The organism is Archangium violaceum, from assembly GCF_016887565.1.
Classification (GTDB): Bacteria; Myxococcota; Myxococcia; order Myxococcales; family Myxococcaceae; genus Archangium; species Archangium violaceum_B.
Map to the genome: position 1 here is coordinate 3,236,948 of NZ_CP069396.1, position 24,779 is coordinate 3,261,726.

Here is a 24,779-nt window from a genome sequence, read left to right on the forward strand (position 1 = left end):
GGCCGCGTTACCTGGGCATGGGCTGACGGCCCGCGACGCAGCGGCTGCTCAGCCCCTCTTCCACGCACTGCTCGTGGGGGAGGCACTCGCCGCGGCAGGGAAGCGGATCGCAGTAACCCGTCTTCCGGTTGCAGGTCGTGCCGGGGTAGCAGGAGGCGTAGCAGCCGCCCTGGGCTCGCGAGACGCCGGCCATGGCGAGTCCCCAGACGGCACCACCCAGGGCACCGCTGCCGCAGCCGATGCCCGCCAGGACGACGCTGAGCATCAGGGCCCACAGGCGCAGGTGGAAGTTCATGTGCGCGCTCCTTGTCGAGAGGCCCAGAGTCTACCAGCGTCACGCAGTGCCTCGGCATGGGAGACACCTGACGGAGCAATCGCGGACACCTCGACCACCGCGTCGAAGGGCGAGGTGCTCGCGTCGACATCGGGCGCGACGATGCCCGCGAACATCACCGTGCGCTTGCCGAGCGCTCGCGCCTCCCTGGCCAGCGCACCCGGGCCCTTGCCGAGCGCTGTCTGCCGGTCGAAGCGTCCCTCTCCGGTGAGCACGGCCTCCGCGGCGGCGAGCCGCTCGGGCAGCCGGAGTGTCCGGGCCACCAGGCCATACCCGGAGACGAGCTTGCCTCCGGCGAGGGCCGCGAGCCCGTAGCCGAAGCCCCCCGCGGCGCCCGCGCCGGGAAGGTGGGCGAGCCCGGGGGAGACGACTTCGGCGAGGTGGGCCAGGGCGGACTCCAGCTCGGCCACGGCCACCGCGTCCGCGCCCTTCTGGGGTCCGAAGAGATGGGAGGCCCCATCCGGACCCAGCAGCGGCGCGGTGACATCCGTGGCCACCAGCAGCTCCACCTGGGCCAGCCGCGGATACCGCCCATCCGTCTCCACCCGCGCGAGCCGCTTCAACGCGGCGCCACCCGGAGGAAGGGGCGCACCGTGCGCGTCGAGGAACCGGAACCCGAGCGCGGCGAGCGCCCCCGTGCCGCCATCATTGGTGGCGCTGCCCCCGAGCCCGAGGATGAGCCGTTCGCAGCCCCCGTCCAGCGCCGCGCGCATCAGCTCGCCGGTGCCGGAGGTGGAGGCGCGCCGGGGGTCCCTTTCTCCCGGCGCGAGCAGGGACAGCCCGGAGGCCGCGGCCATCTCGATGACCGCCGTGCGCCCCGAGTCCAACAGTCCGTAGGTGGCTCGCACGGGCGTGCCGAGGGGCCCCTGGACGGTGCGCGTCACCCGCTCGCCGCCCACGCCCGTGAGCAGTGCGTCCACCGTGCCCGGCCCACCATCCGCGAGCGGTGCCACGTCCAGCTCCACCCCGGGGGCTCCCTGGCGCAGCCCCTCGGCGAGGGCGGCGGCGGCCTCGGCGGCGGTGAGGGTCCCCTTGTACTCCTGGGGCGCGACGAGCCAGCGACTCGCCTTCATGGTCACTCCTCGCGGTCGACTGCCTCCGCGTGCCACTCGAGGATGGGTCGAGGGCTTTTCAGTGACGGCATGATGCGCTCGGAGACACGCTCCAGTCGAATCAGCAGGGCGCTCACGGTGTCCGAGGGCTGACGCGCCGGGCCCCGGATGCGCTCGCAGAAGAAGGTGCGGCAGCCGAAGGGCCTGTCCGCGTACACGGAGCAGCGCTTCCCCGAGGCATCCAGGTAGGGACAGCCGCCGTCCTCCCTCGGGGGCGGCAGCGGATGGTGGCGCGCCAGCAGCAGCCACTCGGGGGCCCAGAGCCAGGGCTGGCGCTTCGTCTTCGCGAGCTGGCAGCACTCGCCGCTGGCCGGGCACGAGAAGGGCGCGTACGCCGCGTCCGCCTGACGGTAGATGGCGCGCAGCTCCTGGAGGGCCCGCGCCTCCTCGCGCGCATCCGGGGCCGAGGGGGCCTCGTCGCTGTCGTCGTCCCAGTCCTGGTGGCGCATGTCACAGCACGCGGAGCACGAAGCACTTGAGGTAGCGCGTCTCGCGCAGGTTCAGCAGCACCGGGTGGTCCTTGCCCGCGCCGCGCTTCTCGATGATCTGCACCCGCCGCTTCGCGTCCGCCGCCGCCGAGGCCAGCATGTCCTCGAAGCCCTGCTCGTCGATGTGGTACGTGCAGCTCGCGGAGATGAGGTAGCCGCCCGGCCGCAAGAGCTGCATGGCGCGCAGGTTGATCTCCTTGTACCCGCGCAGCGCGCCCTCGATGGCGTCCTTGTTCTTCGCGAACGAGGGCGGATCCAACACGATGGTGTCGAACTTCCGGCCCTCGTCCACCGCGTCGCGCAGGAAGTCGAAGGCGTTGGCCACCACCACCTCCACGTTGGTGAGCTTGTTGGAGGCCGCGTTCTCGCGCAGCTGCGCCGCCGCCTGGTCCGAGATCTCGACCGCGGTGACGCTCTTGGCGCGCGTGGCGAGCTGAAGCGCGAAGCCTCCCACGTACGAGAAGCAGTCCAGCGCCTCGCCGAAGGCGTACTGGGACGCCACCACGTGGTTCTCCCGCTGGTCCAGGAAGGCGCCCGTCTTCTGGCCCTCCATCAGGTCCGCGCGCACGCGCACCAGGCCCTCGTCATAGGCCACCGGGCCGGGCGCCGTGCCGTACAGCACGCCCTTCTCCTGGGGCAGGCCCTCCAGCAAGCGCACGCCCACGTCCGAGCGGTTGATGATGGCGCGCGGCTTGAACAGCTCCACCAGCAGGTCGACGATGAGCTGCTTGCGCTGCTCGGTGGCGGGGATGAGGAACTGTACGCTCAGGCAGTCGCCGTAGCGGTCCACCACGAGGCCGGGCAGCAGGTCCGCCTCGCCGTGCACCACGCGGTAGGTGGTCTCTCCGGGCAGGGCGCGGCGGCGCATCGCATCCGCGAGGGCCAGGCGCTGGCGGAAGAAGTCCGTGTCCACCGCCACGTCCTCGTAGGAGAGCCAGCGCAGGGAGATCTTGGACTGCTTCGAGTAGAAGGCCTTGCCCAGGAACCAGCCGCGGGCGTCCATGACGCGCACCACCTCGCCACCCTGGAGGGCGGGGTCGCCGTTGAGATCGGCGCGGTAGATCCACGGGTGGCCGGCCTGCCAGCGGTCGACGCCCCGGCGGATGAGCTGGACCTGGGGCAGCCCATCCGGGCCGATCTCCGGAGAGGTCCGATCCGGGGCGACCACCTCGGGGCGGTGCTGGGGGCGCTTGTTGCGGCCGGCGGGGGCTCCGGGGCGGCGGTCGTGACGGGGTCCTGGGGTTGGCTTGGGCATGGCTTCTCGGGCGTATACTCCAACCCGTGTGAGATACGACCTGCTCCTTCAATCCATGGTCCCCGGGACGCCTTTCGACAGCGCCCGGGTGGAGGCCCTCCTGGAAGCCCGGGGGGCGAAAGAGCTGCCGGGCGGTGGGCGCGCCTGGATGCTGGAGCATGGCCTGGTGGAGGTCCATCCCCTACGCGAGGGGGGACAGTGGGTGGCCACCGAGGTGCGTGTGCCGCTGTCGGACCGGACGGACCTCATCCGCGAGGTGGTGTCCCGGGTGGCGGAGCTGGCCAGGGAGGCCGAGGTCCGCTTCTTCGACCCGCAGTTGGGACAGGCGCTGACGGCACACGATGACGGGACGGTGGCGGACCAGTTCGAGCGCACCGCGCGCTACGCGGGGGAGATGCTCGGGCTGGCCTCGGCCATGCCCATCAGCGCCACCTCCGAGCGCGAGGGCTTCCAGCCGACGACGAAGTTCTTCCTCGGGGTGCTCGGCTTCTTCTTCCTGTTGTACCTGCTGATCGACTGGATGAACGGCCAGCTCTGGGGCTGAAAAAGGCTGGATTTCGGAGCGCGGGTGACGCATGCCTCGCGCATGTTTCGCTCCTGGTCGTTGCGCATCTCGCTCGTCGCGGTGCTGCTGTTGGTGCTCGGTCCACTGCTGGGCTTCCTCGGGGTGCTGCCCGGGTTCCAGGCCATGCTCGTGTTCGCGAGCGCGGCGCTGGTGGGTCTGGTGGGCATCGTGGCCAGCATCATCTCCGTGGTCCGGGGCAGGGTGGCTCCCGGCTTCACGGCGATGGCGCTCGGAATCCTCACGCTGGTGGTGGTGCTGACACCGGCCTTCGCGGGTGGGGGCAAGCCTCCCATCAACGACATCAGCACGGACCTGAAGGACGTGCCCGCGTTCACCCACGCTCGGACGCTGCCGGAGAACGCCGGGAAGGACCTGGGCTACCCGGAGGAGTTCAAGATCGTCGTGGAGAAGTTCTACCCGGACCTGAAGTCGCGCAAGCTGGCCGAGCCCCCGGACGCGGTCTTCGAGCGGGCCGTCGCGCTGGCGCGGGCGCACTCCGGGTGGACGGTGACGAACGTGGACGCCCGGGCGCGCACCTTCGAGGGCGTGGCCGAGTCCCGTGTCTTCCGCCTGCGGGATGACTTCGTGGTGCGGGTGCGGCCGGAGGAGGGCGGGGGGACGCGGGTGGACATGCGCTCGAAGTCGAGGGCGGGGCGGGGCGACCTGGGGGCGAACGCCGCGCGCATCCATGAGTTCCTCGAAGCGCTGGCGGGCTCGGCGCATTAGGTTGGACAGGTGTTCAAGTACCTCCTGCTCGCGTTCACGCTGATTCCGTTCATCGAGCTGTACCTCCTGCTGGCCATCGGCCGGGAGGTCGGCTTCTGGCCCACGGTGGGCGGGGTGCTCGTCACGGGCCTGGTTGGCGCCTTCCTGGCCAAGAGGGAGGGCCTGCGTGTGTTCCGCCGCTGGCAGCAGTCGCTCGCCCAGGGCCGCATGCCCGAGGAGGGACTGGTGAGCGGGCTGCTCGTCCTGGTGGGCTCGGTGCTGCTGGTGGCGCCGGGCGTGCTCACCGACGTGGTGGGCCTCCTGCTGCTGTTTCCTCCGACGCGCAAGGTGGTGGCCTCGGTGGTGCGCCGGAAGCTCGAGCGCGGCATGGCCTCGGGCGCGGTGCGCTTCACCTCGTTCCAGTCGGGTCCGTTCATGGGAGGCCCGTTCGGAGCGCCTCCCCCGGAGGAGCCCTCGGCCCGGGGTTCCTCCTCCTGGTCGCGCGGGGAGCGCCGGCCCGTGGACGAGGTGGATGCCGAGTTCTCCGAGGAGGACGGGCCCGGGCGCGGGTAGCCGGGCGCCGCCGGTCCGTCAGAGGACGCGCTGGTATTCGCGCACCAGGAGCTTCATGGTGCCCTGGCAGATGCCTTCCAGACGCTTGCAGTCGAGCTCGCGGGGCTTATTCATCTCGAGCGTCTCGTCCAGGAGGGGCTCGTTCCGGGCGTTCCAGAGCTTGAGGTGGACGTGCGTGGAGTCGGTCCTGGATGCCTGGGCCCGGAGGGTGATGCGCTTGCCCTGGTACTCGAAGTCCAGGGCCGCGGCTGGCTCCGAGGGCGCGAGAGTGTAGACGCCGGTGACGGTGGGGAGCTGGAGGAGGAGCTGGACGGGGGGCTGGTGCTCCTCGGGAGTCTCCACCTTCAACGTGTGCTGGCCGGTGATGCGCACGACGAGGGAGTTCAGGGTGGGCGGGTGCTTCTCGGCGAGGGGCTTGACGGTGAGCTGTTGCCGGGTGCCCTGAATGAGGGCGATGGCGCCCTCCTTGGTGCGGACGTAGCCCGAGCAGCCCTTGGCGTCACAATCGACGGAAAGGCGCCAGTCGGCTCCGGCGTCGGGACAGCTGTCGGGCACCTCCAGCTGCACCTGGGCCTTGGGGGTGAGGATGAGGCTCTGGGTGGCGCGGGTGCGGCAGACGAAGTCCACGTCCACCGCGAGCGCGGTGACCTCGGTGGGGGAGGCCTTGGGGGACTCCTTCTTGTCCTGGGCCCCATCCGCCGCGAGCAGCAGGGCGAGCACGGTGAGAGCGGAGAGCATGGTCCAGGTCTAAGCCACGCAGTCGAGGGAGTCGACTCCCTCGAATGTGGCATGAATCACTACGTTGAAGGCAGTCGACTTCAGTGGAGGCCTGCCTACCGCAGGAGCGCGGCACGCGCATGCGCGGCCCACCGGCCCCAGGGGTACTCGCGCAGATAGCGGAGGTACTCGATCGTGGCCTCTTTGCGTTGGAAGCGAACCTCGTAGCACTGCGCTCGCAGGTAGCGTGCCTCCTCGCGGAACGGGCGCACGTGGCTCTGCTCGGCGATCTCCCCCAGTCCCACCAGGTAGCTCTCGCAGGTGCGGGTGACCACCTCCGCGCGAGCGTGTGCGAGGAAGCGCTCCTCCACCTCGCGCGGTGCCGGGAAGCGCTGCCACTCCTCCTCGGGCGCGAGCGTGTTCATCGCCACCGGTGGCTCGGACTCCACGGGCGTGGGCGGCGCGTCATCCACCGCGTCGGGCTGGGGCTCCTGGCCGAGCGCGGGTTTCGTGTCCGGCACGGGCGCCTGAGCCACTTCGGGCGAGGGCGGAGCCGTCTCGGGCAGCGTCTGGGCCACCTGGGGCGGAGGCGCGGCGGGAGCCGGCGTGTGCCTGGAGGTGCTCGCGGCCTTCACCCGGACTCCCAGTGCCTCGAAGGCCTTCCGGTCCTGGGCCGACAGCGGCCGGTTCCTCCACGCGTGCTCGCCGGAGTGCAGCTCCACGCGCTGGCCCGCGGTGGCGAACTGGGGCGAGCGACCCTCGGCCTCGACGCGCACCTTGCCCTCCAGCACGGAGACGGCGGGCCCCTGGGGCGTGTTCTCCACGGTGAAGACGGTGCCCACCACGAAGACGCGCAGGCCCTTCGCCTCCACGAGGAAGCCGCGCCGCTCGGCGTGCGAGGCCTGTACCGAGACGCGCCCCCGCACCACCCGCAGGTGCACGTCGTCCGCCGCGACGCGGGTCAGCACCACCTCCGAGTCGGGCGAGACCTGCATGTGGCTCGCATCGGGCAGCCTCAGCCGGGCGATACCCCGGTCGGGCGTCCTCACCGTGGTGCCCGCCCGCAGGCCCGAGTCCTTCTGGAGCGTCTGCTCCGTCCCCTCCGCGTCGCGGGCCCACGCGCCCGACTCGCCCTCCACCTGCGCGGTGGGGGAGGGGGCTTCGACCTGCCGGGCCACCACCGTCTCCTCGGGTACACGCATCGCCGTGTCGGGTCGCGGTACCAGCAGTGCCAGCAGCACCGCGGCGCAGACGCCCATCGCGGCCACCATCCACGGCCAGCGGGGCTTGCTCTCGAGCCGGGCGAAGCGCCGGGCGGCCATCGTCAGGACTCGCTCATCCGCCTCCACCCAGCGCACCGGGGGCGCCTCGTCCCTCGCCACCCGCAGCAGGGCGCGCGTCTCTCGTACCTCCGAGAGCCGCTGGGCGCACTCGTCGCACCCGGCCACGTGCGCCTCCACCCGGACGCGCGCCTCCGTATCCAGCTCTCCCGAGGCCAGCGCCCAGAGTGCCTCCCTCTCATGGCGAGCCATGCGGGCCTCCGGCGCGGGTGTGGAGCAGTCGCTGCATGGCCTCGTTGAACTCCAGTCGCGCGTGGTGCAACCGGCTGCGCACGGTGTTGGGCGAGCTTCCCACGGCCAGGGCGATCTCGTCCGGGCTCATGCCGCACAGCTCGTAATAGACGAAGACGATGCGCTTCTTGGGCTTGAGCCGCTCCAGCGCCGTCTCCACCAGCCGGGCCGCCTGGCGCCGGGCCGCCACTCGTTCCGGGTCCTCCCCCGGACACGCGGACTCGGGCGGCTCCGCGAACGGATCCTCCGGCCGGCGCCGCTTCCACCTCAAGTGTGACAGGGCCACATTGGCGCACACGCGGTAGAAGAAGGTGCGGAAGCGTGATTCGCCCCGGAAGCCCTTCATCGCGGTGAGCAGCCGCAGGTAGGTCTCCTGGAGGAGGTCCTCCAGCTCGGTGCGGTTGCCCACCAGGTGGCGCAGGGTCCGGGCCGCGTCGGCCCGGGTGAGCTGGTAGAGCCGGTCGAAGGCGGTGAGGTCTCCGTCCCGCACGCGCCGCACGAGCGCCAGGAGCTGGGCCTCGTCCGCGGGGAGCGCGGGGGTGGAGGGCCCGTCCACACGCAAGGCGGAGCCCAGCGGCGTCTCCACCGGGCGTGCTCCGTGCGTCGTCACCGGGTGCTCCCCCTGGAACGAGAGCCGGGCGAAGTCCCCTCCGAGGAAATCCGCCGCGGACATGTGGATGGTTCGGGTGAGCACGTTACCTCTCCGTGCCCTGAGTCGCCGTAGCGACACGAATTGATCAAAAAGAATTCTCGGTGAACGACAAAGTGGGGGCCCGGTCGTCCAGAAGGAGTCGCGAGAGCCGACGGACAGGGGTCCCGAGAAATTCTTTGATCAATTCTCCGGGCCCCGGCGTCAAAGCGCCTCGAACCCCGGGCCGGTGGCCGGCCGTCTCGACGGAGACCCTCATGCAGAACGCTCTCCCCCGCAAATCCTCCCTGTTGCCCCCCCTGCTCGCGCTCCTGGCGGGCCTCGTCTCCGGATGCATCATCAGCGACTACCGTGACCACGGAGACTGGTGCGAGGACGACTACCACGCCTGTGTCGACTCGTCCGACTGTCACTCCAACCAGTACTGCATGCGCGGGACGTGTCAGGACGTCCCCGTGGGCTCGACGTCCTGTACCACCTCCAAGGACTGCGGCACCGGGGACCTCTGCGTCAACGGGGTGTGCAACCACAGGTGCTCGCGCGATGCGGAATGCGCCACCGGTTACTACTGCGATGGGTACTACTGCCGCGTGAAGCCGGGCTCCTCCACGGACGGCGGGACGAAGCCGCCGGATGGTGGGACGAAGCCGCCGCCGGACGCTGGCACCACCTGCCCGCCGCCTCCTCCGGTCGACGCGGGCACTCCGCCGCCTCCCCCACTCGACGCGGGCACGCCGGGCAGCTGCGTGCGCAACAGTGACTGCGGCTCGGGCAGCTACTGCATCAACAACGCCTGCGTCCGTGGCTGCACCTCCGACACGGAGTGCTCCTCCACGCAGATGTGCTCGAGCGGCCTGTGCCGCCCGCGCCCGACGGACTCGTGCACCAACGCCTCGCAGTGCACCGCCGGCAACGATTGCGTGGATGGCACCTGCCGCCCGCCCTGCACCTCCAGCACCCAGTGCGCCTCCGGCAGCGTGTGCAAGATCGGCTACTGCACGCCGGCGGACAACCCGGGCAGTGGCAAGGCCTGCCAGGCCAACTGCGACTGCCCCTCGGGTGAGCGCTGCGTCGAGGGCCTCTGCCGCATCTGACGCGGTGGCTCAGCGGCGTCCGGCGCGAGGAGCCACCATGCGCCAGCAGCGGTGGATCTCCTTGCGCTGGAAGTCCTCGGGGATGGAGCCGGGCGTGAGCTCCTCCACCCCCTCGTAGTCGCGGATGGCGGAGTCCTTCAGCTCGAAGCCCAGGAAGTTGGTGGAGAAGTAGAGGACACCGCCGGGAGTCATCAGCTCTCGGATGCCCTCCAGCAGCCGCACATGGTCGCGCTGCACGTTGAAGGTGCCCTGCATCTTCTTCGAGGTGGAGAAGGAGGGCGGATCGCACACGACGAGGTCGAACCGCTCCTGGGGCGCCTTGCTCTCGGCTAGTACCCAGGCGAGGGCATCGGCGCGCAGCAGGGTGTGGCGCGCGTCCGACAGCCCGTTGAGCGCGAGGTTCTCCTCGGCCCAGTCGAGGTAGGTGTTGGACAGGTCCACGCTGAGGGTGCGCGAGGCCCCGCCCGCGGCGGCGTACACGGTGAAGGCGCCCGTGTAGCAGAAGAGGTTGAGGAAGCTCTTGCCCCGGGCCTCCTCGCGCACGCGGGCGCGCGTCAGCCGGTGGTCCATGAAGAGGCCGGTGTCCAGGTAGTCCCCGAGGTTGACCTGGAACTTCAGCCCCTGCTCCTCCACCACGAGACGCTCGCTGCCCTGGCCTACCCGGCCGTACTGCGAGCGGCCCCAGGGCTGGGGCAGGTGCGTCTTCACGTGGACGTGCTCCGGGGACACCTCCAGGACGGCCGCCACCGCCGCGAGCACCTCCGCCCGCTGCTCCTCCAGGCCGCCGGCCTTCTTCAAGGCCTGCCGGCGCGGGTACTCCACCAGGTGCACCCGGTCGCCGTAGAGGTCCACCGCGTAGGGGTACTCGGGGATGTCCCGGTCGTACATGCGGAAGGCGGTGAGCCCGCGCGCCTTCGCCCACTTGCGCAAGTGCCGTGCGTTCTTGCGCAGGCGGTTCTCGAACATCCCCACCGCCGCTCCGGAGCCCTGGTCCGCTGTCGTCATGGCTGCCCTGTCCTCTCCCGTACAACCGCGGCCCCCTCTTCCCCGACTCCCCGCCCTCCGGCAAGCGTTCTGGACACGCGGTGGGGACCGGCCACCACTCCCGAGGGGAAGGGGAGTGTGATAGGCCCCAGGCCATGCGCTTCGACACCCTCGCCATCCACGCCGGCCAGGAGCCGGACCCCACCACCGGCGCCATCATGACGCCGGTCTACCTGACCTCCACCTACGTCCAGGCGGGCCCCGGGGAGCACAAGGGCTACGAGTACAGCCGGACGCAGAACCCCACCCGCAAGGCGCTCCAGGACTGCCTGGCGGCCCTCGAGGGGGCGAAGCATGGTCTGGCCTTCGCCTCGGGCCTGGCCGCCACGGACATGCTGATGCACATGCTGGAGGCCGGGGACCACGTCGTCGTGTCGGATGACGTGTACGGCGGCACCTTCCGCATCTTCGACAAGGTCTTCAAGCGCCACGGGGTGAGCTTCTCCTGGGTGGACCTGTCCAATCCGGACAACTTCGAGAAGGCCATCACCCCGAAGACGAAGATGGTCTGGGTGGAGTCGCCGACCAACCCGATGCTCAAGCTCATCGACCTGGGGCGCATCGCGGAGACGGCGAAGAAGCGGGGCCTGCTGTCGGTGTGTGACAACACCTTCATGACGCCGTACTTCCAGCGTCCGTTGGACCTGGGCTTCGACGTGGTGACGCACTCGACGACCAAGTACCTCAACGGGCACAGCGACGTGGTGGGTGGCTTCGCCTGCACGAGCCGGGACGAGCTGGCGGAGAAGATGTACTTCCTTCAGAACGCGGTGGGCGGAGTGCCGGGCGCGATGGACAGCTTCCTGGTGCTGCGTGGCGTGAAGACGCTGGGCGTGCGCATGGAGCGCCACGCGCAGAACGCGATGAAGGTGGCGCAGTACCTCTCCTCGCACCCCAAGGTGAACAAGGTCACCTACCCGGGCCTGGAGAGCCATCCGCAGCACGCGCTGGCGCGCAAGCAGATGAAGGGCTTCGGCGGCATGATGACCTTCGACATCAAGGGCGGCCTGGAGTCGGCGCGCAAGTTCCTCAAGACGGTGAAGATCTTCGCCTGCGCCGAGTCGCTCGGTGGAGTCGAGTCGCTCATCGAGCACCCGGCCATCATGACGCACGCGTCGGTGCCGAAGGAGACGCGCGAGCTGCTGGGCATTTCGGATGGGCTCATCCGTCTGTCGGTGGGAATCGAGGACGCGCAGGACCTGGTGGATGATCTGAAGAACGCGCTCGACGTGGCCTGACGTCATCCCCTCTCCCTCTGGGAGAGGGCCAGGGTGAGGGTCATCCCGCCCGAGGGCCTCTTGTTCCACACCGTGGAGCAGGAGGCCCTTCGCGTTACTTCTTGCAGGGGAGGTAGAGCCCGACCTGCGCGTCCACCTGCACGTAGATGCGCAGGAAGCTCGGGTGCGGATAGACGCCCGTCACTTCGGAGCGCAGCACCTGGCCGCGCACGCAGCCCAGGTCCTCGGAGAAGGACAGCTCGGTGGACATCTTGTCCTTCACCGCGGCCAGGCGCTCGGAGACGTCGACCCGGAGTGCCTGCCGGGCCTGCTCGCGGATGGACTGGTAGTCCAGGGCGAACTTGAGCTTCACCAGCTCGCTGGCGGTGCCCGGGGTGATCTCCAGGTCCGGGACGGAGAGCTGGTTGTCGATGACATGGGGATGGCCGGCGAAGAAGATCTCCCCGCCCACCGGCACGGAGTAGTCGCCCACCCTGGCGCTGCCCCCCAGGTTCATCTTGATGACCACCGTGTCATCGGATGGGTAGACCTGGGGCTTCTCCATGTAGAGCTCGGGGTGGGACGAGGAGAAGTGGAGGCGTCCGTTCATGGAGGACTCGAGCGCCTTGGACAGCTCCTCGTAGCGAGCGGCGACGGGGATGATCACCTTGAAGGGGCCGGAGGGCAGGGTGGAGACGTTCTGCAGCAGGGGCATGGCCACCTGCGTGGCCGGAGTGCCCGAGTCCAGGCCCGTGCCCCCGTCATTGCTCGTGGGGCCAACGGCATAGGTGGCGTACTTCGCGCCACCGTCCACCTGGGGCACGCCACCATCCGTGCCCGAGGCACCGGGGGTGTAGCTGGCGAACTGGGTGCTGGCGGTCTGGGGGCCACCATCGAGTCCCGTGCCCCCGTCGTTGGACGTAGGGCCGGCGAGGCTGGCCACCGGGGTGCAGGGCAGCGTCACCGAGGGGAGCACGACGATGCCGAGGTCCTTCTCCATGCCGTCGGCGAGCACGGTGGGAGAGGCCTCGAGGTTGGTCACCTTCAGCTCGGCGCAAGCCACCTGGTCGCCCACGGGAATCTCGATGGGGCGGGCGAGGCGGGAGAAGGCATTGGCCACCAGGGGGCGCACGTCGAAGCGGAAGTCCTCGAGCGTCTGGGCGATGAGGCCGCGCAGCTTGGCCTCGAGGGCGCGGTTGACGGAGTCCACGGGCCCGGAGGCCACCACCTGCACGTCGGTGGACTGCAGGAGCGCCTTGAAGTCCGCGGTCATGACGGGCTCGCCGGCGATGGTGATGGCGATGGGGAGCTCCCGCTCGCCGAGCATGTTGAAGCGGCCGAGCACGTTGACGCCCACCACGACGCGGCCGCGATCGAACTTGAGCGTCACCGGCTCTCGCTGCCAGGTGTAGTGGACGGACTGTCCGGCGAAGAGCTGGGCATCGCCCTCGCCCGAGCGAGGCAGGCTCTCGGCCATCTTCTTGACGAGGGCCTCGCGGAAGATGGTGGCGTGGATGACGATGCGCGAGGGCGGCGGATCCGACACCGGGCGGCCACCGTTGGCGGCGGGAGGTGGCGGCTGGAGGTTCTGCTTCTCGATGCGAGAACCGGCGCAGGACAGGAGGGCCAGGGACGCGAGGAGCGCGGGAAGAGAGCGGAGGCGCGAGAGAGACATGGGAGACGGAGCCGCCCAGGGGGGCGGCGGTGGCGGCCATTCTCCGCTACCTGGGCCCGCCTACCCAAGCCCGGTGCGCGGATCCGCTCGGGTTTTTCACCCGCCGTGTAGGTGCTGCCCCAGGAGGTCGCGGGTATGCGAGAGCAGCTCCGGTCCTCCGATGGGCCCATGGCCCGGAACCACCGTGCGGATGGCGGGGAAGCGCGCACGCGTCCGCTCGAGGCTCTCCGGCCACGCGGTCACGTTGGCATCGGCCACGTTGCCGAGCCCCTTCGCGGTCGCGTCCTTCACGAAGCAGCCGCCGAACAGGATGCCGCTCTCCGGGTGCCACACCACCAGGTTGTCGGGCGCGTGGCCGGGGCCTGGGTAGAAGAGCTCCAGGGGCCCGAGCTTCTCGTCGTGAGTGACGGTCCCCGAGGGGAGCACCTTGTCGTGCGTCCGGGCGAGCTGGACCGTCTCCTCCAGCGCGAGCACCGAGATGTCGTGCGCGAGGAGCACGGGGGCTCCGCCGAGCCTGTCCTTGTGGAAGTGCGTGGCGACCGCGGCCCGGATGGGGCGGTGGAGCGTGTCGCGTGCCCAGGAGATCAGCCGCTCGGTCTGGGAGTCCTCCCAGGCCGTGTCGATGAGGAGCGAGGACGCTCCGTCCTCGACGAGGAGACCATTGGCGGGGTAGCCACCGTCGGCCTCGCTGGCCACGGAGGTGTGCATCCACACGCCGGTGGCGATTCGCCGCACCGTCAGGTCCTCCCCGAGCCGGTACTCCTCCGCCGGAGGGGCGGGGAGCGTCTTCGTGCTTCCGCTGGGGGTGGTGCAGGCCAGGCTCAGTGCGAGGAGCGTCCAGGCGTGGCACTTCAAGAAGAGAGAGGGGTTCATCGGGGGCTCCGGCCCAGCAGTTCGAGTGTGCGCAGCGTCGCGTCCGCCAGGGACTGCTGGCACGGGAAGCAGCCCTCGCCGCAGCAGGCGGGCCACTCCGAGGACGGGGTACGCAGCATCTGGCTCACCGCGGAACGGTAGGAGAGGGGCAGGCCCACGTCCACGCAGGCGCGCTGCACCGCCTCCTTCACCGCCGCGTCGTTCACGTCCACGTCATCCATCCTCCGCACCTTGTACCCGTCTCCGACGAGGCGGCAAGTTGGATTCATCCGGCTGAAGAGGCGGTCTCCACCACGCGCCTGGCAGCCTGCACGGGCTCCGTCCTCTCCGAACCGGCACCGTCTCGAAATCCTGGGTCCTCGGGAGCCCTTGGGTATCATGCGCCGAATGGCTTCCGTTCCTCCCCTGGACTCGCGCGCACACGCGCCGAGGGCAATGGACTGGCTCCTGCCCCTGGCCGCGGGCCTCGGGCTCGTGCTGCTGTCCAATGCCTTCACGCCCGTGAACACGGACCTCGGCTGGACGCTCGCGTTCGGCCGTGACCTGTTCCGCACCGGGGTGTTCCCGCTGACGAATGGGCACAGCTTCACCGAGCCCAACCACCCGCTCGTCATGTACCAGTGGGGCTTCAACGTCATGCTGTACGCGCTCCACTCGAAGTGGGGCGCGGCGGGCGTCATCGTCGCCAAGTGGCTCTGGATGACGCTCACCGTCGTGGGCCTGGCGGCCGCCATCCGCGCCGCCGCCTCCGGCGCACTGGTCCGTCTGCTCGTCCTGCTCGGGGCCGTCCATTTCATGTGGATGGGCTTCGAGCTGGTACGCGCGCAGCTCGTCAGCTTCGCCCTGGTGGCCCTGGTGGTGTACGCGGGCGTCTCGGGGAGCCGGCGTGCCCTCTGGGTTTCCGCCCCTCTGGTGGGGCTGTCGGCCAACTTCCATGGCGGCTTCCTCGCGGGTCTGTTCCTGCTCGCGGGGCTCTGTGGCGCGCTCGCGCTCGAGGCACGGCTGCGCTGGACGGACACCCGCATCCGCCTGGGGGAGCTGGTGGCGATGCCGGTGGTGGCGATCCTCTCGTCGATGCTCAACCCCTACGGGCCCAGGCTCGTCCTCGAGACCCTCCGGCTCTCGGGAGATCCCGCGCGGCTGCTCGATCGGGAGTGGTTGCCCCTGTGGGACCTGAAGCAGCTCGTGCCCGGGGAGAAGATCGCCCTGGGTCTGCTGGGCGTCACGGTGCTCCTGTCGCTCGTCTTCCTGCCCAGGAGACGGCTGCGGCTGTGGCTGCTGCTGGTGCTCGCCGTGGGCACCAGCGTCTCGGCCAGCCGGCACCTGCGCATGGCCCCCATCCTGCTCGCGCCGGTGGTGGCGGCCCTGTTCGAGGCGGCACTCGCCCGGGTGAAGGAGCTCCGCCTGGAGCGCCTCGACGCGCTGGCGGTGAAGCTCTCCGGGCTGCTCGCCGTGTGCTTCCTGGCCCTCTGGGCCTTGCGCGTGCCCGAGGCGTTGAAGTTCATCGAGTGGCCCTTCCGCAACCCCTCGAACGCCATCGCCGTGATGCGGCTCAATGGCTTCTCGGGGAATGTCTGGAACGACTTCGACTGGGGAGGGCTGCTGCTGTGGACGGCTCCGGACTCGCGCGTGGCGTGTGACGGGCGCCACGTCATGGCCTACTCCGGCCAGATGATCGACGCGAACATCAACCTCGGCTTCGACTCGAGGGATCCGCTCGAGGTGCTGGAGCACTTCAAGGCCGACATGGCGCTCCTGAGGACCGATGACCCGGCGCTCAAGCGCCTGAGCGAGCGATTCACCGTGCTCTTCTGCGATGCCGAGGCGTGCCTGCTGTCGAAGCGGCCCGAGCACATCGCGCGGTACAAGGAGGGGCTGAAGCTGCCCCCGAACCTGATGTTCACGAGCGAGTACTTCGAGTCACCCGAGGGCCCCGAGGCCGCCCTGCGCTAGTGGAGGGTCCACGAAGTCCTTGGACAGGGTCCGAGGGCCCGTGGATGTCCCCTCTCCCTCTGGGAGAGGGCTAGGGTGAGGGTCTTCCTCCTGGAGCGCATGACCCCATGGGAGCTCACAGAGGGACGACCCTCACCCCCCGCCCTCTCCCAGAGGGAGAGGGAGCATGCGCAACACGACTCTGTCCACGAACTTCGTGGACCCTCCACTCGCGCCGCGAGCCTCAGGACTCGGTGAAGTCGAGATCCTGGTGGAAGGTCTCGCGCAGCATCAGCGTGCACACCAGGCCGATGGCGCAGCAGGCCATGCCGAGCATGCGCGTGGCCTCCAGCGCGCCGAGCGAGGGCTTGAGGGCGAACCAGAGCGAGGTGATGGGGACGGCCAGGCCCCGCACCACGTTGGGGGCGCTGGTGGCGGCGGTGGCGCGCAGGTTCGTTCCGAACAGCTCGCTCGCGGTGGTGACGAAGACGGACCAGTAGCCGGTGGCCGCGCCGACCACGAAGACCATCGCGTAGAAGGGCATCGCGCCGCGCGGGGCCACCTCGAGGAACGCGAGGATGGAGAGGGCGAGCGTGACGAGGAAGATTCCAATGGCCCACTTGCGGCTGCGCAGCAGCTGGCTGAGCCACCCGCTCGAGAAGTTGCCCACCACCACGCCGCCGTAGGCGAAGCCGATGACGCGGCCGGGCTGGATGGCCTCGGCGAGGCCCATGGCCCGACCCAGCTCCGGCGCGAACACGAAGAGCACGCCGGTGGCGAACCAGATGGGCATGGCGCTCAGCACGATGCAGGAGAAGCGCATCAGCCGGTCCGCGGGCCACAGCAGTCCCAGGGGATTGCCTCGTGGCGCGGTGCCCTGGGCCATCTGCTCGTACAGGCCGCTCTCGGACACGCCCAGGCGCAGGGCGAGCAGGACGAACCCGAGCACTCCTCCGAGGATGTAGCAGGCCTTCCAGCCCAGCAGCTCGGCGACGACACCCGCGACCACGGCCCCCAGCAACCCCACGGAAGCGACGATCGTGGTGCCCACGCCGCGCAGCCTCGTGGGGAGCAGCTCGCCCACCAGGGTGATGCCGGCTCCGAGCTCTCCTGCCAGACCGAAGCCCGCCAGGGCGCGCAGCACGGCGTACGCCTCCACGCTGGTGACGAAGGCGTTGAGCAGGTTCGCGGTCGAGTAGAGCGCGATGGAGGCGTAGAGGGTGCGGGTGCGGCCGAAGCGATCTCCCGCGGCGCCGAAGGCGAAGCCTCCGAGCAGCATGCCGATGAGCTGCATGTCCAGCAGGTGTTTGCCGAGGCGGGCCAGCTCCTCGGCATCCGTCACGCCCATCCCGCGCAGCGAGGGGATGCGCAGGATGGAGAACATGACGAGGTCGAACATGTCGACGAAATAGCCGAGGGCGGCCACCAGCACGGCGAGCCACGGACGACGGTCGGGGGACATGGGCTCAACCTAGCACGGGTCCCCCGTCCACTGCCTCAGCGGCACTGGGGCTGGGCGGAGGCGCCAGCGCTGGTGGCCAGGAGGCCGAGGAACTCGTTCACCTGGGGCTCCTGCCCGTTCTGCCAGAGCGAGGACTCCGCCCAGCACTGCACCCAGGGGAGCCCCCAGTTCGCCGGGAGCTCACTGCACTGGGCCCGGCGCGCGGCCCCGCGGGCCACGCTGTCCTGCTGCACCGCCGCGAACACGTGCGGCGTGACCTGCTGGACGAAGGCGTTCGCGTAGGTCCCCGACGTGGGGATCTCCAGCGGATCCGGCCGGAGCCCGGCGGGCCCGAAGCCCACATGCTCCACATCCTCGAAGCGCAGCTCGCCCTCCTGCGGCGCCGAGGGGGCCGAGCCCGGGGTGCTCGCCTGCACAGTGAAGCGGTAGCCCGACGCCCAGCGGTGGGTCAGCACGGAGTAGGTGAAGTCGTCGTACACGTTCTCGGTCACCGTCTCGGGGATGCTGTCCAGGTGGTTGCGCGCATCGTTGCGCTCACGCGTCAGCCGCTTGAGGGACTCGGTGAGTTCCGTGGCCTCGTCGCAGGGCGACTTCGTCTTGGACTCGGTGCAGCCGACACAGGAGGCATCGTGCGTACGGTTGGGCGCCTGGCACGCCGCATCCTTCTCCTTCTTCCGCCGCTCGGTGGACTCGATGTCTTGATCGATGCGCTTGAGGTCCCTCCGGGCATCCCTGAAGGAGGGATTGGGCACCTGCCGCGTGCCGCTGACGTAGTTCAGACGGCGTATGTCCTCGGAGACGTTCTCCACCGCGCGCTGGATGAGCGCGCTCACATAGATCTCCAGTGGCTCCGGCTGCCCGGGCATCATCCCGCTCTCCGCGCACCGCGCCGCGGGAGCCAGGTTCCCGGAGATGCGCTCGCACAGGTTGGAGAGCTGCTCGGAGATCTGCGGCGACATCTTCCCGCCAATGCGGGCGGACACGGGGATGGCGCTCTGGGTGAGGAAGCTCTGGCGGGCCTGCTCGAAGCGCGACGTCGTGTTCGCGTCGGGTGCCAGGCACTTCGCCGCGTTCCACAGCACGGAGGCGGCGCCCGCGTTGCTCGGTGCCTGCGCGGTGGCGGCGAGGCTCGCGAAGCGCGAGGAGAGCTGGGTGGCGCGCTGGGTGAGCAGCGACTCGTAGCTCGGAACGGGGAGCTGTCTGGCGCGGGACTGGAGGCAGGCGACCTCGGCCAGCGCCGTGCTTAGCGGGCCCTCCGCCTTCCACTGGGAGGCGCAGCGCTCCGCGTGCAGCTTGCTGGCCTTCTCGAGCATCGAGGCGACCTCGGGATCGCCGGGCATGATGTCCAGGGTCGCGAGCAGGGGAGGGAGGCACAGATCGAGATCGCCCGCGTCGCACGCCGGGCGCGCGGTCGCGATGGCGTTGTCCGTCGCCTTGCGCGCGAAGACGGGGGCCCGGCTACAGGCCTTCTCGTCATCGGGAGAGGCCGCACAGGCCGAACGGTAGGCGATGGCCGCGGTCAGGAAGTCCCCGCGAACCGCCGCGTCTTCGGCGCGGGACATGGCCTCACGGTAGGCGGTGTTGCAGCCGCTCAGGATCAGCAGGCCGAGCAGCGGGGAGAAGCGCGAGAGCGGGAGTTGGGAACGCATGCGGACGATCGTGGGGCTACGGGGTGTGAGGCAGTGGACGCACTCGGGGGCCGCTTATTCACCGACCGAGCTGCCCCCCTGGTTTGTCTTCACATCCTAGCAGCACCGGACACCTGGCTTCCCGGGGGCCCCTGACGACGAAGGGCCCCGGGTTCCGGAGAACCCGAGGCCCTGGTCTTGGGGCGGGAGGTGAACCCGGGTGGTCCCGGTACCCTCACCCCGTCCCTCTCCCGGTGGGAGAGGGGTGGGTTACGCCGCCGTGCGGTGCATGTACTCGATGAGGTCGATCTTCGTCACGATGGCCAGCACCTTCTCGCCCTCCTTCACCACCGCCACCTTGTCCTGGTTGAACACCTCGCGCAGCCGGTTGAGGCTCGTCTCCGGTGCCACCACACCCTGCAGCGGCGCCACGATGCTGTCGATCGTGTCCGCGAACTTCACCTTGTTCGCCACCAGCGCGTTGAGCAGGTCGTACTCGTGGATCATCCCCACCGCGCGCCCGTCCTCGCTCATCACCGGCATCTGGCTGATGCCGTGCTGGCGCATCGTCTCCACCACCTGGTCCACCTTCTGGCCCTTGCGCGCCGTCACCACCGCCCGCTTGCCGTTGAGCAGATCGCGCACCGTCCCCGCGCCCTTCTCCTCCAGGAAGCCGTTGTCGCGCATCCACTCGTCCGAGTGGAACTTGCTGATGTAGCTCATGCCCGTGTCGGGCAGGATGACGACGATCGTCTTGCCCTTGCCGACCTCCTTGGCCAGCTGCACCGCCACGTGCACCGCCGCGCCCGCCGAGCCTCCCGCGAAGATGCCCTCCTCGCGCGCCAGCCGCCGCGCCGCCACGAAGCTCTGGCGGTCATCCACCTGCCGGATGTCGTCCACCACCTTGAAGTCCATGGCGCCGCACAGCATGTCCTCGCCGATACCCTCGACCTTGTACACGTGCGGCTCGGTCAGCTTGCCCGTCTTGAAGTACCCCTCGTAGACGGAGCCCTCCGGATCCACGCCCACGTTCTTCAGGCCGGGGATCTTCTCCTTGAGGTACTTGCCCGCGCCGCTCATCGTGCCGCCGGTGCCCAGGCCCGACACGAAGTAGTCGATCTTCCCGTCCGTCTGCTCGTACAGCTCCGGCCCGGTCACCTTGTAGTGCGCCTCGATGTTGTCCGGGTTGTGGTACTGGTTGAGCATGAACGCGCCCGGGGTCTCCCGGTGGATGCGCTTGGCCGTCTCGTAGTAGCTGCGAGGGTCCTCCGCCGGCACGTTCGTCGGCGTCACCACCACCTGCGCGCCCAGCGCCTTGAGGCGGTTGATCTTCTCCAGCGACATCTTGTCCGGCATGGTGAAGATGCACTTGTAGCCCTTCACCGCCGCCGCCAGCGCCACGCCCATGCCCGTGTTGCCGCTCGTGTTCTCCACGATGGTTCCGCCCGGCTTGAGCTTCCCCTCCTTCTCGGCCTTCTCGATGATGTAGAGGGCCATGCGGTCCTTGATGGACGCGCCCGGGTTCATGAACTCGCACTTGACCAGCACCGTCGCGTCATTGGGCCCGACCAGGCGGTTGAGCTTGACCAGAGGCGTGTGGCCGATAGCGGAAAGGATGTTGTCGTGGATGTCCATCGGGTTCTCTCTTGGGGTAAGGAAACCGGCGCGACTTATATCCGCCACGCTGGTATCGGTCGACCTTGGTCGGCTGCCTGTTCCCCCAGGGGCTTCCGACACGGTGCGGCGTAGCGCGGCTCGGGTCCTCGGGCTGCCTCCCGCGCCCTGCTTCCGTGCATGTCGGGCATTCGACCGGCCGTGAAATGTCCGCGCACTTGGCGCTTTGACCCGGCCCTCCTCGCTCCCATACTCCCGCCTCCCTCTCACCACTCCGGGAGAAGCGTTCACTTATGGAACTCGAGGCCGCGCTGCGCGACCAGGTGGGGAAGGCCATCGGCCGCCCCGTGCCCCAGGCCCCCATCAAGAAGCTCAAGGGCGATGCGAGCAACCGCTCCTACTACCGCGTGGGCACCGCCCCGGAGAGCTGGGTGGTCATGGAGATGCCCCTGGACGCCTCGAAGAAGAGCGAGGAGGCCTCCAAGGGTGAGCCGCCCAAGGAGCTGCCCTTCGTCAACGTCCACCGCTACCTCGAGAAGCTGGGTGTCCGCGTGCCGCGCATCCTGCGCTACGACGAGCCCGCGGGGATGATGGTCCTGGAGGACCTGAGCGACGTCACCTTCGAAGCGGCGCTCGAGGGCGGCCGCAACAACGAGGCCCTCTACACCCGCGCCGTGGACCTGCTGGCCCGCCTGCGCGCCGAGGCCGAGCGCAAGCCCGACCCGGAGTGTCTCGCCTTCACCCGCGCCTTCGACGAGGACCTGTACGACTGGGAGCTCCACCACTTCCGCGAGTGGGGCCTCGAGGCGTGGAGTGGCAAGAAGCCCACCGAGGCCGAGCGCGCCGAGCTGGACCGCACCTTCCGCGACATCGCGAAGCAGCTGGCCGCTGCTCCTCGCGGCTTCACCCACCGCGACTACCAGAGCCGCAACATCATGGTGAAGAACGGCGAGCTGGTGGTCATCGACTTCCAGGACGCCCTCCAGGGCCCGCGCCAGTACGACCTGGTGGCCCTGCTGCGCGACAGCTACGTGGAGCTGGACCGTGGCTTCGTGGACACCATGCTCGACCGGTACATCGCGACCTTCTCGCAGGTGACGGGCGAGCGCATCGACGCGAAGTCCTTCAAGGCCTTCTTCGACCTGCTCACCATCCAGCGCAAGCTGAAGGACGCGGGCCGCTTCGAGTTCATCAACCGCGTGAAGGGCAACCCGGGCTTCCTGGTGTCCATCCCCGCCTCGCTGCGCTACGTGCGCGATGCGTTCAAGGCGCGGCCGGAGATGAGCGGGCTGCAGAAGCTGGTGGCCAGGTACGTGCCCGAGCTGGGCTGACAGGAGAGGGGAGGGGCCGCACATGAAGGCGATGGTCCTCTGCGCGGGGCTGGGTACGCGCCTGCGTCCGTTCACCGAGCGCTGGCCCAAGCCAGCCATGCCGTTCCTCGGGCAGCCCCTTTTTCGCTACCACCTGGCGGTGCTGCGGGCCGCCGGGGTCCAGGCGGTGGGTATCAATACGCACCACCTGCCGGACGTCATGGCGGCCACCGCCCGCGCCGAGTGCGCTCGCGCCGGTCTGCCGCTGCACGTGGTGCACGAGCCCGTCATCCAGGGGACGGGCGGTGGCATCCGCGGCCTGCGGGATTTTCTCTCGGGTGATGACTTCATCGTCTTCAACGGTGACATCCTCTTCCCGGTGGACCTGCGGCCCGTGGTGGCCGCGCACCGGGCCTCGGGCGCCGCGGCCACCATGGTGCTGATGCCCATGCCCGAGAGCGAGAAGTACGCCGCGGTGGAGATGGATGCGCGGCACAGTGTGCGCCGCATCGCCAGGTTCGGGCCTGGAGGCGAGGGGCTCTCGCCCTGGCACTTCACCGGCGTGCACGTCATCTCGCCGCGCGTCTTCGACTTCATGTCTCCCGAAGGTCCCGAGGACATCAACCGCGACGTCTACGTGCGGATGATGGAGGCGGGCCTCACCGTGCGCGGTGAGGTGGTTCGCGCGTACTGGTCCGATCTGGGCATGCCCTCGCGGTACCTGGCGACCGTGCGGGATGTGTTGTCAGGACAGGTGCCGCTGGAGGGGCTCGGGACGGATTCACCGTTTGTCTCCGCGCCTCGTGCACAGGGGAATTACTGGGCTCATCCTTCGGCGCGGGTGGGCGGCGCCCAGGTGACGGGCCCGGCGTACTTCGACGCGGGATGCTCCCTGGCCGAGGGCGTCCGCGTGGGGGCTTCGGTGTTCGTGGGGTCTCAGGTCCGGGTGGGCGCGGGGGCTCGGCTGGAGCGCTGCGCCGTGCTCGAAGGGACCGAGATCGCTCCCGGCGAGGAGCTGGTCGACGTGGTGGCCTGGGGGGCACATCGCGTGCCCGCTCCGCTCACTCCGTAGTCACGGTTCTCGGGGCCGCTCACGGGCGGAACCCGAGGGCTCCGATACCCTCACCCCGTCCCTCTCCCAGAGGGAGAGGGTCAGACCCGGGTCACCTCACGGCTGTGTCTTCAGGCTCCGTGGTAGCGCGCCAGCACGCAGGTGACGTTGTCGTTGCCGCCCGCGGCGTTCGCCAAGTCGATCAGCTGCGAGCACGCCTTGTCCAGCTCCATCGTGCGCGACAGGATTTCCTGCATCTGCGGGTCCGTCACCATGCCCGACAGCCCGTCCGAGCACAGCAGGAACACGTCCCCCTCCTGCGGCTCCACCTTCGACACGTCCACCTGCACCGTCTCCTTCATCCCCAGTGCCCGGACGATGACGTTCTTGTGCGGGAAGTTCTCGATCTCCTCCGGCGTGAGCTTCTTCGCCTTGAGGTAGTCGTTGAGCAGCGAGTGGTCCTCCGTCACCTGCTTCAGCACGCCCTGCCGGAAGAAGTACACCCGGCTGTCTCCCACGTGCCCCACGTACGCCGTGTCGTTGATGAAGTGCAGCGAGACGATCGTCGTCCCCATGCCCTTGTACTTCGTGTCCGTACAGGCCTTCTCGTAGATGCTCTTGTTGGCCAGCTTGATGCCCGTGGCCAGCCGGTTCTCGTCGTAGTTGCGCGCCTTGTCCATCTTGAATGGCCAGGTCACGTCCTGGTCCCGCGCCGTCATCCGGAAGAACTCGGCCAGCTCGTCCACGGCGATCTTCGAGGCGATCTCCCCGGACGAATGGCCGCCCATCCCATCGGCGACACAGCACAGGTGCTCGTCGGACAGGATGAGGTAGTTGTCCTCATTGTGGTTCCGCTTCATCCCGACGTGGGTGGTGCCAGCAACCTCGATGCGCATGCTGCGGAGTCTCCGACGTGTCCAGGATGTCCTGGACGAGGGGGGGCAGGTTAACAAAGCGCCGCGAAAGGGGTCAAAACCCCAGCAGCCCGGAAGGTTGGCCTCTTTACGGCCTTGGGGGGGTCAAGGAACAGCCTCGAATGCGAGCCTGTCCCCCTCCTGGGTGCCACTCGCCTGGAGCGTCCCCGCCGGCAGCTCCAGCACCGACTTCGCCTGGAAGTACATCGAGGTCGCCCGCCAGGGAGGCAGGGCCACGAACTGCTTGACGATGGTCCCCTCCGGATCGAGGAAGGCCACGTCGATGGGAATGCGCATGAAGAAGGTGTGGATGGAGTTGCAGGGTAGGATGTGCAGCCCCTCCCCGAAGGCCAGCGACCTCCGGCCCATCAACCCCACGAAACGGTCCACGAACGACGTGGCCCGCTCGGCGCGGTCCGCCAACAGGCGGTCTCGTGTCACATTGTTCACCCTCAGGCGCATGTCGCGCGTTCTACCCCAATGCTCCAGCCCCTGGCGCGCCCCTTCCACCTCGTCCTCGTCTCTCCCCAGATTCCCCCCAACACCGGCAACGTCGCCCGGCTGTGCGCCGTCACCGGCTGCCGGCTCATCCTCGTGGAGCCCCTGGGCTTCTCCATCGACGACCGCCACCTCAAGCGCGCCGGCCTGGACTACTGGGACAAGGTCTTCCTGAAGCTCTACCCCGACTTCGACGCCTACCTGGCCGAGTGGCCTGCCGCCAGGCGCTGGATGTTCTCCGCTCGCGCCGCTACATCCCTGTACGCCGCCCGCTTCGAGGAGGGCGATCACCTCGTCTTCGGCTCGGAGACGCAGGGGCTGCCCGGGGACATCCTCGCCGGGGGCTCGGGCACGCCCGTCACCATCCCCATGCTGCCCGAGCGCCGCAGCCTCAACCTGTCCACCTCCGTCGGCATCGCCGCCTACGAGGCCCTGCGCCAGGTCCAGTTCGCCCCAGCGGGCGGGCGGACAGGCACGCCGAGTTGAGAGGAGGGTAGG

The 24,779-nt window shown here is 69.4% G+C and carries 25 protein-coding genes; 9 read left to right on the forward strand and 16 right to left on the reverse strand.

All coding sequences use genetic code 11. The annotated features are described in order from the left end of the window. Positions 1-7: 7 nt before the first annotated feature. The 4 genes from JRI60_RS13475 to JRI60_RS13490 are packed head-to-tail and all read right to left on the reverse strand — an operon-like array spanning position 8 to position 3,189. The gene (locus JRI60_RS13475) at positions 8-295 is read right to left on the reverse strand and encodes a hypothetical protein (protein ID WP_204226251.1); all 288 of its coding nucleotides are present in this window, start codon (positions 293-295) and stop codon (positions 8-10) included. Continuing rightward, complete coding sequence (locus JRI60_RS13480; protein WP_204226252.1) at positions 292-1,407, reverse strand: glycerate kinase; 1,116 nt, start codon at positions 1,405-1,407, stop codon at positions 292-294. Before JRI60_RS13480 ends, JRI60_RS13475 begins: the two co-directional genes overlap by 4 nt. Before the next feature lie 2 nt (positions 1,408-1,409). Next, on the reverse strand, positions 1,410-1,895 hold the full coding sequence (locus JRI60_RS13485) for a YkgJ family cysteine cluster protein (RefSeq protein ID WP_204226253.1): 486 nt from the start codon (positions 1,893-1,895) through the stop codon (positions 1,410-1,412). 1 nt (position 1,896) lies between these two features. Then, positions 1,897-3,189, reverse strand: coding sequence for a class I SAM-dependent rRNA methyltransferase (locus JRI60_RS13490; RefSeq protein WP_204226254.1), 1,293 nt, complete (start codon positions 3,187-3,189; stop codon positions 1,897-1,899). A gap of 28 nt (positions 3,190-3,217) precedes the next feature. On the opposite strand from JRI60_RS13490, the gene JRI60_RS13495 reads away from it, so the two are divergent. The 3 genes from JRI60_RS13495 to JRI60_RS13505 are packed head-to-tail and all read left to right on the forward strand — an operon-like array spanning position 3,218 to position 5,032. Further along, positions 3,218-3,733 (forward strand): hypothetical protein, encoded by a 516-nt coding sequence (locus JRI60_RS13495; RefSeq protein WP_239470495.1) that lies wholly within the window; start codon positions 3,218-3,220, stop codon positions 3,731-3,733. Between the two features lie 42 nt (positions 3,734-3,775). After that, a complete protein-coding gene (locus JRI60_RS13500) occupies positions 3,776-4,480 on the forward strand; it encodes a DUF1499 domain-containing protein (RefSeq protein WP_204226255.1) in 705 nt (234 codons plus the stop codon). 9 nt (positions 4,481-4,489) lie between these two features. Then, positions 4,490-5,032: an FxsA family protein gene (locus tag JRI60_RS13505; RefSeq protein ID WP_204226256.1), complete on the forward strand. Its 543-nt coding sequence runs from the start codon at positions 4,490-4,492 to the stop codon at positions 5,030-5,032. Between the two features lie 18 nt (positions 5,033-5,050). On the opposite strand, the gene JRI60_RS13510 is transcribed toward JRI60_RS13505, so the two are convergent. From JRI60_RS13510 to JRI60_RS13520, 3 genes are all read right to left on the reverse strand, one after another. After that, positions 5,051-5,770 (reverse strand): hypothetical protein, encoded by a 720-nt coding sequence (locus tag JRI60_RS13510; protein ID WP_204226257.1) that lies wholly within the window; start codon positions 5,768-5,770, stop codon positions 5,051-5,053. A gap of 95 nt (positions 5,771-5,865) precedes the next feature. Beyond that, on the reverse strand, positions 5,866-7,281 hold the full coding sequence (locus JRI60_RS13515; protein ID WP_204226258.1) for a FecR domain-containing protein: 1,416 nt from the start codon (positions 7,279-7,281) through the stop codon (positions 5,866-5,868). Beyond that, the gene (locus JRI60_RS13520; RefSeq protein WP_239470496.1) at positions 7,268-8,014 is read right to left on the reverse strand and encodes an RNA polymerase sigma factor; all 747 of its coding nucleotides are present in this window, start codon (positions 8,012-8,014) and stop codon (positions 7,268-7,270) included. Before JRI60_RS13520 ends, JRI60_RS13515 begins: the two co-directional genes overlap by 14 nt. Before the next feature lie 212 nt (positions 8,015-8,226). Between JRI60_RS13520 and JRI60_RS54475 the strand changes: the two genes are divergently transcribed. Continuing rightward, positions 8,227-9,063, forward strand: coding sequence for a DUF7107 domain-containing protein (locus JRI60_RS54475; protein ID WP_204226259.1), 837 nt, complete (start codon positions 8,227-8,229; stop codon positions 9,061-9,063). A gap of 9 nt (positions 9,064-9,072) precedes the next feature. Here the strand turns inward: JRI60_RS54475 and JRI60_RS13530 are convergent, their stop codons facing one another. Further along, positions 9,073-10,068 carry a class I SAM-dependent methyltransferase gene (locus JRI60_RS13530; protein ID WP_204226260.1) on the reverse strand — a complete coding sequence of 332 codons (996 nt, stop codon included), beginning with the start codon at positions 10,066-10,068 and terminating at the stop codon, positions 9,073-9,075. Between the two features lie 134 nt (positions 10,069-10,202). On the opposite strand from JRI60_RS13530, the gene JRI60_RS13535 reads away from it, so the two are divergent. Beyond that, complete coding sequence (locus JRI60_RS13535) at positions 10,203-11,345, forward strand: cystathionine gamma-synthase (RefSeq protein WP_204226261.1); 1,143 nt, start codon at positions 10,203-10,205, stop codon at positions 11,343-11,345. A gap of 94 nt (positions 11,346-11,439) precedes the next feature. Here JRI60_RS13535 and JRI60_RS13540 read toward each other — a convergent pair whose 3' ends face one another. The 3 genes from JRI60_RS13540 to JRI60_RS13550 form a co-directional block, all read right to left on the reverse strand. Then, positions 11,440-12,999 carry a DUF4403 family protein gene (locus JRI60_RS13540; protein WP_204226262.1) on the reverse strand — a complete coding sequence of 520 codons (1,560 nt, stop codon included), beginning with the start codon at positions 12,997-12,999 and terminating at the stop codon, positions 11,440-11,442. Between the two features lie 96 nt (positions 13,000-13,095). Next, positions 13,096-13,872, reverse strand: coding sequence for a subclass B1 metallo-beta-lactamase (gene bla, locus JRI60_RS13545; RefSeq protein WP_204226263.1), 777 nt, complete (start codon positions 13,870-13,872; stop codon positions 13,096-13,098). Then, positions 13,869-14,141 carry a hypothetical protein gene (locus JRI60_RS13550; protein WP_239470497.1) on the reverse strand — a complete coding sequence of 91 codons (273 nt, stop codon included), beginning with the start codon at positions 14,139-14,141 and terminating at the stop codon, positions 13,869-13,871. Before JRI60_RS13550 ends, bla begins: the two co-directional genes overlap by 4 nt. Before the next feature lie 118 nt (positions 14,142-14,259). On the opposite strand from JRI60_RS13550, the gene JRI60_RS13555 reads away from it, so the two are divergent. Further along, positions 14,260-15,825 carry a hypothetical protein gene (locus JRI60_RS13555; protein WP_204226264.1) on the forward strand — a complete coding sequence of 522 codons (1,566 nt, stop codon included), beginning with the start codon at positions 14,260-14,262 and terminating at the stop codon, positions 15,823-15,825. 223 nt (positions 15,826-16,048) lie between these two features. Here the strand turns inward: JRI60_RS13555 and JRI60_RS13560 are convergent, their stop codons facing one another. The 3 genes from JRI60_RS13560 to JRI60_RS13570 all read right to left on the reverse strand — a co-directional run bounded on the left by JRI60_RS13560 (position 16,049) and on the right by JRI60_RS13570 (position 20,529). Further along, entirely contained in the window at positions 16,049-17,266 is a 1,218-nt protein-coding gene (locus JRI60_RS13560; protein WP_204226265.1) for an MFS transporter, read from the reverse strand. A 35-nt stretch (positions 17,267-17,301) separates the two neighbouring features. Then, on the reverse strand, positions 17,302-18,915 hold the full coding sequence (locus JRI60_RS13565) for a hypothetical protein (protein WP_204226266.1): 1,614 nt from the start codon (positions 18,913-18,915) through the stop codon (positions 17,302-17,304). Positions 18,916-19,164: 249 nt separating this feature from the next. After that, positions 19,165-20,529 (reverse strand): cystathionine beta-synthase, encoded by a 1,365-nt coding sequence (locus JRI60_RS13570; protein WP_204226267.1) that lies wholly within the window; start codon positions 20,527-20,529, stop codon positions 19,165-19,167. Between the two features lie 272 nt (positions 20,530-20,801). Between JRI60_RS13570 and JRI60_RS13575 the strand changes: the two genes are divergently transcribed. Both JRI60_RS13575 and JRI60_RS13580 read left to right on the forward strand, forming a co-directional pair. Beyond that, complete coding sequence (locus tag JRI60_RS13575; protein ID WP_204226268.1) at positions 20,802-21,839, forward strand: aminoglycoside phosphotransferase family protein; 1,038 nt, start codon at positions 20,802-20,804, stop codon at positions 21,837-21,839. A gap of 22 nt (positions 21,840-21,861) precedes the next feature. Next, a complete protein-coding gene (locus JRI60_RS13580) occupies positions 21,862-22,890 on the forward strand; it encodes a nucleotidyltransferase family protein (RefSeq protein ID WP_204226269.1) in 1,029 nt (342 codons plus the stop codon). Positions 22,891-23,000: 110 nt separating this feature from the next. Here JRI60_RS13580 and JRI60_RS13585 read toward each other — a convergent pair whose 3' ends face one another. After that, the gene (locus JRI60_RS13585; protein WP_204226270.1) at positions 23,001-23,765 is read right to left on the reverse strand and encodes a Stp1/IreP family PP2C-type Ser/Thr phosphatase; all 765 of its coding nucleotides are present in this window, start codon (positions 23,763-23,765) and stop codon (positions 23,001-23,003) included. A 123-nt stretch (positions 23,766-23,888) separates the two neighbouring features. After that, positions 23,889-24,245 carry a DUF192 domain-containing protein gene (locus JRI60_RS13590; RefSeq protein WP_204226271.1) on the reverse strand — a complete coding sequence of 119 codons (357 nt, stop codon included), beginning with the start codon at positions 24,243-24,245 and terminating at the stop codon, positions 23,889-23,891. 18 nt (positions 24,246-24,263) lie between these two features. Between JRI60_RS13590 and JRI60_RS13595 the strand changes: the two genes are divergently transcribed. Beyond that, the gene (locus JRI60_RS13595; RefSeq protein ID WP_204226272.1) at positions 24,264-24,767 is read left to right on the forward strand and encodes a tRNA (cytidine(34)-2'-O)-methyltransferase; all 504 of its coding nucleotides are present in this window, start codon (positions 24,264-24,266) and stop codon (positions 24,765-24,767) included. The last annotated feature ends 12 nt before the right edge of the window (positions 24,768-24,779 follow it).